The sequence below is a fragment of the Rhizobium sp. PEPV16 genome, assembly GCF_008919455.1.
Classification (GTDB): Bacteria; Pseudomonadota; Alphaproteobacteria; order Rhizobiales; family Rhizobiaceae; genus Rhizobium; species Rhizobium leguminosarum_Q.
On sequence record NZ_VSZV01000254.1, the window covers coordinates 1 to 10,111 of the forward strand.

Annotated in this window: 9 protein-coding genes and 1 pseudogene; 2 read left to right on the forward strand and 8 right to left on the reverse strand. The window is 60.5% G+C overall.

Annotated elements, in window-relative coordinates; genetic code table 11:
* Positions 1-580, reverse strand: a 580-nt coding sequence (locus FY112_RS09910; RefSeq protein ID WP_151518295.1) for a hypothetical protein, incomplete at its 3' end; no start/stop codon positions are given.
* Between the two features lie 366 nt (positions 581-946).
* Positions 947-2,089, reverse strand: coding sequence for a Xaa-Pro peptidase family protein (locus FY112_RS09915; protein WP_017958346.1), 1,143 nt, complete (start codon positions 2,087-2,089; stop codon positions 947-949).
* A gap of 121 nt (positions 2,090-2,210) precedes the next feature.
* Here FY112_RS09915 and FY112_RS38560 point away from each other — a divergent pair.
* Positions 2,211-2,348: pseudogene (locus FY112_RS38560) on the forward strand (proline iminopeptidase); the annotation flags it as partial.
* A 124-nt stretch (positions 2,349-2,472) separates the two neighbouring features.
* Here the strand turns inward: FY112_RS38560 and FY112_RS09925 are convergent.
* On the reverse strand, positions 2,473-3,177 hold the full coding sequence (locus FY112_RS09925) for a GntR family transcriptional regulator (protein WP_017958344.1): 705 nt from the start codon (positions 3,175-3,177) through the stop codon (positions 2,473-2,475).
* 149 nt (positions 3,178-3,326) lie between these two features.
* On the opposite strand from FY112_RS09925, the gene FY112_RS09930 reads away from it, so the two are divergent.
* A complete protein-coding gene (locus FY112_RS09930) occupies positions 3,327-4,238 on the forward strand; it encodes a dihydrodipicolinate synthase family protein (RefSeq protein ID WP_128460157.1) in 912 nt (303 codons plus the stop codon).
* 50 nt (positions 4,239-4,288) lie between these two features.
* Here FY112_RS09930 and ugpC read toward each other — a convergent pair whose 3' ends face one another.
* From ugpC to FY112_RS09955, 5 genes are all read right to left on the reverse strand, one after another.
* A complete protein-coding gene (gene ugpC, locus FY112_RS09935; protein ID WP_151518296.1) occupies positions 4,289-5,389 on the reverse strand; it encodes a sn-glycerol-3-phosphate ABC transporter ATP-binding protein UgpC in 1,101 nt (366 codons plus the stop codon).
* Positions 5,390-5,398: 9 nt separating this feature from the next.
* Complete coding sequence (locus FY112_RS09940) at positions 5,399-7,342, reverse strand: beta-L-arabinofuranosidase domain-containing protein (protein ID WP_151518297.1); 1,944 nt, start codon at positions 7,340-7,342, stop codon at positions 5,399-5,401.
* A 26-nt stretch (positions 7,343-7,368) separates the two neighbouring features.
* Complete coding sequence (locus tag FY112_RS09945; RefSeq protein ID WP_151518298.1) at positions 7,369-8,238, reverse strand: carbohydrate ABC transporter permease; 870 nt, start codon at positions 8,236-8,238, stop codon at positions 7,369-7,371.
* The gene (locus FY112_RS09950; RefSeq protein ID WP_151518299.1) at positions 8,238-9,161 is read right to left on the reverse strand and encodes a sugar ABC transporter permease; all 924 of its coding nucleotides are present in this window, start codon (positions 9,159-9,161) and stop codon (positions 8,238-8,240) included. Before FY112_RS09950 ends, FY112_RS09945 begins: the two co-directional genes overlap by 1 nt.
* 82 nt (positions 9,162-9,243) lie before the next feature.
* Positions 9,244-10,111 (reverse strand): extracellular solute-binding protein (locus FY112_RS09955; protein ID WP_246700642.1); only part of this gene is annotated, 868 nt, incomplete at its 5' end.

Here is a 10,111-nt window from a genome sequence, read left to right on the forward strand (position 1 = left end):
TTCCCTGCTCTCGCAATTGCCAGACATCCCTGACACGAAATTGAACCATTATCACACCGAAAAGTGCCACGAGGGCGGAAGCGGTCATTGGCAGCCAATTGGGGATAACCGGGCCATAGGCGGAAAACAACGATGAGAGACCGCTCAAAACGATGATCCCCAATGTGAGAAAATTCCAGAGATATTGATTGACCTTGGAGGAGCGCGCATAGCCGTTTCGATGTGTTCGAAGGTCACGCAAAGCCTGCCTTTTGATCTCGGCTGCGTCCGATGGAAGCATGCTTTCGGCCGTCTCTTGCTCGATCTCCCGCCTTGCCGCCAAAATCACGTTGATGACGGCGATAGTGATCCCGAAGGTAATCATGAACCAGGCGATGTAGTGCAAAGGGACGTCATCGAGAATGACGTTTGACAAAAACGCAGGTTGAAAAAATTCAATTAAAGCACCAATCGATATCAAGAATATAGACAGGGCAACCACGGCTATCGAAAGCATCGCTGCTATATTTCTATATCTGCCGGTCAATGTCATTTTCTGCAGTTGAGCGCGGTCATCCCCCTCCTTTCTAAACAAATCCATCATCCTATCCTCGACACTATAGGGTTAACCATAGTCAACCTTTTACCACGCCAGAAAGCAAGTAACGTTTGTGAGGTAATACTTTACGGATCGAATTGACGACAACCCTCGCCAACGTGCGGGTCGGGCAGCCTACGCCTCTTCAATCCGGTCGCTTCAGGCTATGCTGATCGCCAGCGGCCGGTCGAGATCGCGGGCAATATAGTCCCGGATCTGTCGGACGATCTGCGCGGCGTGAGCGATCGTCAGCCGGTCGGCCTGCTCGGCGTCGCCAGCCTTGATCGCGGCGATGATCTCCTCACGCTCGTCCGGCCTGACAGTGACTTGAAAACCGGCGCTGCCTGAGCGGGGACGAGATGGGGCCTTTCAGGAGAATGGCTCGGTCGGTCCCGCCGCCGGATTGGTCAGCCAGCGTGGTCCCTCGGCGGTCATGTACATATGGTCTTCCAGCCGGATCCCGAATTTCCCAGGGAAGACGATCATCGGTTCGTTGGAAAAACACATGCCGGCGGCAAGCGGCGCGTCGTTGCCGCGAACGATGTAGGGTTCCTCGTGGATTTCAAGTCCGAGGCCATGACCGGCGCGATGCGGTAAACCCGGTAGGCGATAGTCGGGGCCGAGCGAGTGTTTGGCAAGCACCTTGCGGGCCGCATCGTCGAGGCTCGAGCAGGCGGCACCGATCCGGGCTGCGTCGAAGACGGCCTGTTGCGCCTCCCGCTCGATCCACCAAGCTCGTTCGAATGCGCTTTCGCCGCCCTCCAGCATATAGGTCCTGGTGATATCGGAATGATAACCGTCGATCCGGCAGCCGGTATCGATGAGAATGACGTCGTCGCGACCAAGGACCTGATCGCCGTCGGCGCCATGCGGAAGCGAGGTCGCCGCGCCGAAGGAGACGATGCAGAATGTCGAGCCGGCATCGGCGCCGGCCTGGCGATGCTGTCGGTCGATGAAATCGACCACCTCGGATGATTTGATGCCCGGCTTCAAGAGCCCATGCACTTGCCTGTGGACGTCAAGCGTCAGGTCCATCGCATACTGAATGAGGGCAATCTCCGCGGCCGATTTGATGCAACGCAGGTCGCGGATCAGCCGCCCGCCATCGGCAAGCCTTGCCGCGCCCATCTCCGCTGCCAATGCATGATAGAAGAAAAGCGGCAAACCATCGTCGAGGGCAAGTCTGCCGCCCTGGGCAACAAGACGGGCGATGAGAGCAGCGCTGCTCTCCTCCTCTTCCCAGACCAGGATTTCCCCCGGCAGATGCGGCAGCGTTTCGACGCGGCTGCGCTCGAACCCCGGAACGATGTAGGAAATGGTCGCGGACGTGACGAGCGCGCCGAGGAACCTCTCGCTCGGATGCCAGACCAGCCCCGTGAAGTAATGCAGGCTTTCGGTCGGCCCAAGAAGCACGGCAGCCAATCCTTCGGCTTCGATCCTTTTGCGAAGCCTGGCGAGGCGGGTCTGCCGTTCGTCCTCAGTGATAGGGGGTACGGGGTGCTGCCACGACATGTTGTTTTCCTGCTTTTCCTGCGCTTCCAGATCTATGAAGCCTCGCCTTGCAGCCAGGATGTTGAACCAACACTAATGCCGCTGTAGGCAATATGTCGACATGAAAAATGAGGAGATAGCGATGGCGCTCGAATACACCATACCGGGCATGCTGATACGCGATCATATGGTCGGCGCTCCCCTGGATTGGTCGAAGCCGGAGGGGGAGACGATCCGGATTTTTGCACGTGAACTGTGCGATCCCGCCTGCCGCCGCGACGAATTCGAACATGACGGCGTTCGCCAGTCGGCGGCTGTCCTGCGCAGGCTGATGACCTTGGTCAGGGAGCAGGGCGGGCTCCCTCGCCTCCTGAGGCTCCAACGGGTCCATTGCTCTCGTCGCGTCAGGACATACTGATCGCCACCGGCCGGTCGAGGTCGCGGGCGATATATTCCTGGATCTGGCGGACGATCTGGGCGGCATGGGCGATCGCCAGTTGGTCGGCCCTTTCGACGTCGCCGGCTTCGATTGCGGCGATCATTTCCTCGTGTTCATCGACATACTGGCGCGGCAGGCGGTCATCGAATGTCGAGTAGTAAAGGCGCAGGATGCGGCGGCCCTCGTCGAGCAGCCTGGCGAAGAAGGCCGTGTAATAGGAATTGCCGGCAAGTTCGGCGATCGCGACGTGAAATTCGCGGTTCGCCTCGATCATCGCATAGGCATCGCGCGCAGCAACGGCATCGGCGAAGTCTTTCTGATGCCGGCGAACGGTCTTCATGATCTCGCCGTTTCGCCGTTGCGCCGCGCCGCGGGTCGTCACCCGGTACATCAGCGTCAGCGCTTCGAAATAGGTGGGCAGGCTTGCGAAATCGATTGTCGCGACGATCGTATTTCTGTTCGGCAGCGTCGTGACCAGCCCGTCGGCGGCGAGCCGCAACAGCGCCTCGCGAATGGGGGTCCGCGACATCCGGAAGCGCTCCGACAGCCGCACTTCGTCGAGCGGACTGCCGGGTTCCAGCGCCATCGACAGGATTTCCTGCCTGAGCGTCACATAGACGCTCTGCGTGCCAGAGCCGCGCACCCGCACATTTTCCGCGTCTTTCCGCATCCGTCCGCCCTCTTTCGTTAGAGCCTTGTATTTCGTTTCGGCCGATTCTCGCAATGTCGGTCTTCGGGGCTTCAAATTTGTAAAGTCACATCATTGAATCTTGTCGACAGTTTGTATATAAGGCAATGAGTTTCAACGAGGCTCGATCGATGACCACAGGATGGAAGGGCGTATTTCCCGCCGTAACGACGCAATTCAACGAAGATCTTTCGGTTGATTTGCCCTCGACCCAGCGCGTCCAGGACGCGCTTGTCAACGATGGCGTCAACGGTTTGATCGTCATGGGCACATGCGGCGAAAACAATTCGCTGGACCCCGAGGAGAAGCGCACGATCCTGAAAGCGGCCGTCGAGGTTGTCAACGGCCGCGTTCCTGTGGTCACTGGCGTGTCCGAATTCGACACGCGCCGTGCTGTCGCCTATGCTCGCGACGCCGAGAAGCTCGGCGCCGACGGGCTGATGCTGCTGCCGGCCATGGTTTATGTGCCGAAGCCCGAAGAGCTGATCGCGCATTTCCGCACCGTCGCCGAAGCGACCTCCCTGCCGATTATGCTCTACAACAATCCGCCGGCCTACCGCGTCAACATTGGCGCCGACGTGTTGAAGGTGCTTGCCGACGTGCCGAACATCAAGGCGGTCAAGGAAAGTGCGCCGGATCCGCGCCGCTTCACCGATCTCATCAATGAATTCGGCGATCGTTTCGATATCTTCGCAGGTCTCGACGATGTGGCGCTTGAAGGCCTGATGCTCGGCGCCAAGGGCTGGGTCTCCGGCCTGACCAGCGCCTTCCCGCAGGAATCCGTGCAGCTCGTCGCCGCCGCCGAACGCGGGGATTGGGAAGAGGCCCGCAAGATCTATCGCTGGTTCATGCCGCTTCTGCACCTCGATGCCGAACACGATCTCGTCCAGTCGATCAAGCTCGCCGAGCAGATCATGGGCCGCGGCTCGGAACGTGTTCGCATGCCGCGCATGCCGCTTTCGGGCGCCCGCCGCGCCGAAGTCACCGCGATGGTCGAGAAGGCCGCCGCCACGCGTCCCTCGAAAATCCGCCAGGCCGCCTGATACAACGAGGCCGGCGACCTCGCGGTTGCCGGCCTTTCCGTGTTTGCTCTTCAGGCAAGCGCCAGCGACTGGCCGGTCGCCGGATCGAACAGATGCATCTGGTTCATGTTGAACGAGAGCGGCATCGTCGACATCGGCCTCGGCCCGCTCTCGGGATCGATGCAGGCGCAAAGGCTTGCCTCGCCGATGCCGAAATAGACCATGGTCTCCGGCCCGAGTGGTTCCACAAGATCGATCTTCGCTTCGATGTCGGCATAACCAGGACGGGGCTGGCGGTCGGTGATCGATTCCGGCCTGATCCCGAACACGACTGATTTGCCGGCATGGCTGGCGTAGTCGCCGGCGCGCGTCTCCGGCACTGGAAGCTCGCTGCCGTCGGTCAGCTTGACGACGAGGCCCTTCTCTCCTGGTAGCAGCGTCGCGGACAGGAAGTTCATCGACGGTGAGCCGATGAAGCCGGCGACGAACTGGCTGACCGGCCGATGATAGAGCGCCTGCGGCGGCCCCGCCTGTTCGATGATGCCACCATTCATCACCACGACACGATCCGCCATGGTCATCGCCTCGACCTGGTCGTGCGTGACGTAGACGGTCGTCGTCGGCAACAGCTGGTGCAACCGCTTGATCTCCGTGCGCATCTGCACGCGAAGCTTGGCATCGAGGTTGGACAACGGCTCGTCGAAGAGAAAGACTTTCGGGTTCCGCACGATCGCGCGTCCCATCGCGACGCGCTGACGCTGGCCGCCCGAAAGCTGGCCCGGGCGCCGGCCGAGCAACTCGCTGATGTGCAGGGTTTCCGCCGCCCTGATGATACGCGCGTCGATCTCGCTCTTGGCGAGCTTCTGCTGCTCCAGGCAGAACGAAATATTCTCCCGCACCGTCATGTGCGGATAGAGCGCGTAGTTCTGAAAGACCATGGCGATATCGCGTTTGCCCGGGCCGAGCCGGTTGACGACCTGGTCGCCGATCACGATCTCACCACCGGTGATGTGTTCGAGACCCGCGATCATGCGCAATGTCGTCGATTTTCCGCATCCCGACGGGCCTACGAAAACGACGAACTCATTGTCTTCGATGTCAAGGCTGATGCCGCGCACGGCCTCGTAGATGCCATAGGATTTGACGATGCTCCTGAGTTCCAGTCGTGCCATGGTTTTCTCCTAGACCTCCTGCAACCAGATCGCCATCGCTCCGGGCTCGCGATTGGCCCAGAGGTGATAGGGGATCGCCGTGAAGGGCCGCTCCTTCAGCGAGGGAGGCGCGGTGCGATAGAGCGCATTCTGCCAATCGGATATATCGGCTTCGAGCGCGGTGCCTTCGAGGACAGTCGCTCCGCCGAGAAGCGCGGCATCGTAGCGGGCGGAAATTTCCTCAGATGCCGCCAGGCGCAGCCGCTGCGGCTCGCCGCCGAGGTCCGTCTCCTCGATGCAATAGACGACGGGGCCGCGCCGCAGCGCGACGCGTCCGCCGTCTTCGGAGACGGCAGGATGCGCGTAGATGCGCTCGACCGGCATCGAGAAGCCGATGCGGACCTCGTCGCCATTGCGCCATTCCCTTGATATTGCGGCATAACCCTTCGTCACGGATTGATCGAGATCGACGGCAACGCCGTTGACCGAGATCTGCGCCTGCCTGCACCATCCGGGGATGCGAAGACGAAGCTGAAACCGGCTTGGCCGCTCGACGGCGAACCGCAGGCTGATGTCGCCATCCCAGGGATATTGCGTCTCCTGGATCAGGCGCACGAAGCTGTCGCCGACTGTCAGCTCGGCGGAATTGGTGCCGTAGAGATGGACGGCGAGCTCATGATCATCAGTCGAATAGAAATATTGGCCGAGCGACGTGATGAAACGGGCGATGTTGGTCGGGCAGCAGGGACAGTAGTGCCATTTCCACCGGCGGTGCTGCCCGTGGCTTTCAAGGACGTTCTCATAGAAATAATGCTCGCCGTCGCGCGAGATGCCGGAAAGCGCGCCGTTGTAGAGCACCGTTTCCAGCCTGTCGGTGAACTTGATATCGAGATCGACCTGCGCCATGCGATGGCTCCAGAAGCCGAGCGCGACGGCTGCGCATGTTTCGGCATAGGCCGTCTCGTTCGGCAGGTCGAATTCCCGGGTGAACCCTTCATTTGATGCCGACGGGCCAAGGCCGCCGGTCACGTAGAGCTGGCGGCCGACCAGATTGTCGAATAGCCGGTCGCAGGCCTCCTTCAATGTCGGATCGTCGTTCTCACGGGAGAGATCCGCCATCGCAGAAAACAGGTACATGGCGCGGACCGCGTGTCCGACGACCTGGTGCTGGTCGCGCACCGGCATATGGGCCTGGCTATAGGCATATGTCTTGTAGACGTAATCATCAGGGCTCTCGCCGCGTTGGCGAGCCTCCTCGTCGTAATATGAGGGCATGCGGCCACGTTCGTCGACGAAGTAGGTCGCAAGCTTCAGATGCCGCGGATCGCGCGTAAGGCGATAGAGCTTGACCAGCGCCAGCTCGATTTCCTCATGGGCATCGTAGCCCCTGAGCTTTCCGGGCTCGGCACCGAAAGTGGCGATGATATGGTCGACGGCGCGGATCATTACATCGAGGAAACGACGCTTTCCCGTCGCCTCGTAGTAGGCGACGGCCCCTTCCAGCAGGTGGCCCATCGAATACATCTCGTGCAGGTCGCGCAGATTGGTCCAGCGCCTGTCCGGCTCGCGGCGAATGAACCAGCTGTTGAGGTAACCATCCGCCATCTGCCCTTTTTCGAGCTTTGCGACGATAGCATCGATCTTCGTTTCGAGCGCAGCATTCGGGTGAGCCTTCAGCGTATAACTTGCGGCCTCGATCCATTTGCCGAAATCGGAATCGAAGAAATGCTGCATCGACAGTCCGCTCGGCTGGATCGGGCGCACCAGCGGCCCGGCCGGCTTGTCAAAATCGAGCACCTCGAGGAAGCCCTCCTCTTCCAGCCGCTTGTACTGGGTCGGGATGGTGACGTTGCGGACCGTCTCCGTCCAGCTCTGCCAGAAGCCGCCATCGAATACGACACCGGAATGGTCGGCAGGCCTGTATCGCTGCCGTCCCGCAGCGCGTGCCGGTTGAAAGCGAGGTGAGCTGGTCATGAGGACTCCTGAGCGGACGAGCGCTGTTACTTCACGGCGCCGGCCGTCAGGCCGCGCACGTAATATCGTTGCAAGAGAAGGAAAAGCAGGATGCAGGGGACCATAGTCACGGCTATGCCGGCCTGAAGCGCGCCCCAGTCGATGATGCCATAGATGCCCGACGAAACATTCACCAGCATGATCGGCAGCGTGAACTTGTTCTGATCGGACAGAAAGATGAGGGCAGCGAGGAATTCGTTCCAGGAATTCAGGAAGGCGAACATCGCAACGGTGGCGACACCGGGAAGCGCAATCGGCAGCATGATCCGGCGCAGGATCGTCGCCTGCGACGCGCCATCTATCCGCGCCGCTTCGATCAGCGCCTTCGGCACCGCGTCGAAGGCGTTGCGCATCATGAAAACGGAAAATGGAAGCTGGAAGGTCACGTAGATCAGCACCAGGCCGAAAAGATTGTTCTGCAGCCGGAAGACTTTCAGGATCAGGAAAAGCGGCGTCAGGATCGACTGGAACGGGATCATCATTGTTGCCATGATCAGCACGAAGAGCAGCGACTGCCCGGGAAAGCGGAATTTGGAAAAACCGTATCCCGCCGGCACCGAGACGAGCACCGTCAAGACCACCGTTCCGGCGGCAATCAGCACCGAATTGGCGGCATAGACGTACCAGCCGGCGCCGACATGCTCGAGGCGGCGGTAGTTTTCCAGCGAGAATGCCTTCGAGAAAAGCGCTGCCGGATCGGCAAGTGCTGCGGCCGCGGGCTTGAAGGAATTGGCGAAGGACCAGACGATCGGCATAACGAACAAGACGGCAAAGACGCATGCCGTCAGAACGAAAGCGAGATAACCGAGCCGCTCGCTCGCCGGCTTCGCTGCGAGATTGTGGTTGAGCCGTTCCATCAACCCTCCTCCGGCCGCTGGCGCAGCAGGACGAACTGGATCGCGCTGATCGCCACCAGCACGATGAGCAGGGCGAAGGAGATCGCCGAGCCGTAGCCGAGGCGGTAGGATGAGAACGACGCGAGATAGATCGAGAAGACCGCGGAGATCGTGCTGTTCTCAGGGCCGCCCTGGGTGATGATGAAGAACTGGTCGAAGGCCAGCATCGATGATGTGACGTTTAGGACGAGCGCCAGCACCACTGAGTTTCTCATCAGAGGCAGCGTGATCCGGCGAAAGCGGCTCCAGACGCTGGCGCCGTCGATCCTGGCGGCTTCGATGACGTCGTTCGGTATGCTCTGGAGGCCGGTCAGGAGGATGATCATCGTGAAGCCCGCCGTTTTCCAGACGACCATCAGGATGACGACGCCGAGTGCCGGCCAGAAACTTTCGAGCGGCCTCGGCGCGCTGTCGATGATGCCCGCTCCGCGCAGCAGCTGCGCAAAGACGCCGCTATCGGGATTGAGCAGCCACATCCACAATGTCGAGGCCGCCCCGAAGCCGATGACAACAGGCATGAAATAGATCATGCGGAAAAAGCCGGCGATGCGCAGCGGCCGGTCGACAAGCAGCGCCAGAGGAAAGGCGACCAGGAAGATCGCAGCCGTGACCAGCACCGTGTAGAGCAGCGTGAAACCCAGGGAATGCCAGAGCTGGGTATCGCCGATCAGTTCGGCATAGTTGGAAAGGCCGATGAACTTCGTCCGGCCAAGAAGCGGCCAGTTGTAGAAGCTCATCCAGACCGTCATGACAAGCGGCACGAGGAAGAGCACGACGATGAACAGCAAGCCCGGCAGGATGAAGGCAAGGCCAAGCCAACCCTTTGGCTCCGGTTCTCCGGTCGCGACTGCGCGCCTCCGGCTGCGAAGTGTCGAGGATATCACCGCAACTCCTCCTTCCGCTTGAAAGTCGAGATGTGAAAGGGACGGCAGGGCATCCGCGGATACCCTGCCGAAACGCGTCGGCTTAGTTCGGATTGGTGCGTTCGAGGATACGGGTGAAGTCGGCCTGCGTCTTGGCGATCGTTCCGTCGACGTCGTCGCCGAAGATCGTGCCCTGGATCAGATTGAGGAAGGGACCGGTGCGGCTGACGAAGAGTTCATCGGACGAAAAAGTGTAGGGCGTGCGCGCCTTGGCGAGGATATCGTAGGCAACGAGATTGCGCGGGTCGAATTTCGCATAGGCTTCCGCGGCGAGGTCGGTGCGCGACGGCATCCCCGATTCCTGGGTGATATAGACCTGCTGCTCGGGCTGCATGTAGAAATTGACGAAATCGAGCGCGACTTTCTTCTTCTCGTCGCTGATGCCCTTTATCAGGGAAAGCGTGTCACCGCCGGCAAAGCTCGATTCACCACCCTTCGGCCCCGGGATCGGCGCGACGGCGAATTTCACGTCGGGATATTTGCTGGTCAGCAGATTGACGATGTAGGAGCCGGTCATCAGGATGCCGACCTTGCCCGAGGCGAAGGCCTCGACGGCATTGTTGCCGTTGCCGGAACGCGAGGTCGGATGGATCGCCCCGGCCTTCCACATATCGCGATAGGCAGCGATGGTCTCACGCAGCGCCGGTGTATCGACCGTGGCGCTACGGCCATCATCGCTCAGCACATCGGCATTGGCGGCCCAGAGATGCGGCAGGAAGTCGTAGATCAGCCAGCTTCCCGAATTCGCCACGAAATAGAAGCCGTAAGTCTCGTTGCCGAGCGCGGCGATCTTTTTGGCATCGGCGGCGATCTCCTCCATCGATGCCGGCGCCTTGTTGGGATCGAGGCCGGCCTTGGTGAAGAGATCGGTGTTATAGGCGATGATCGAGGCATCCGGTAGGGCCGGCACG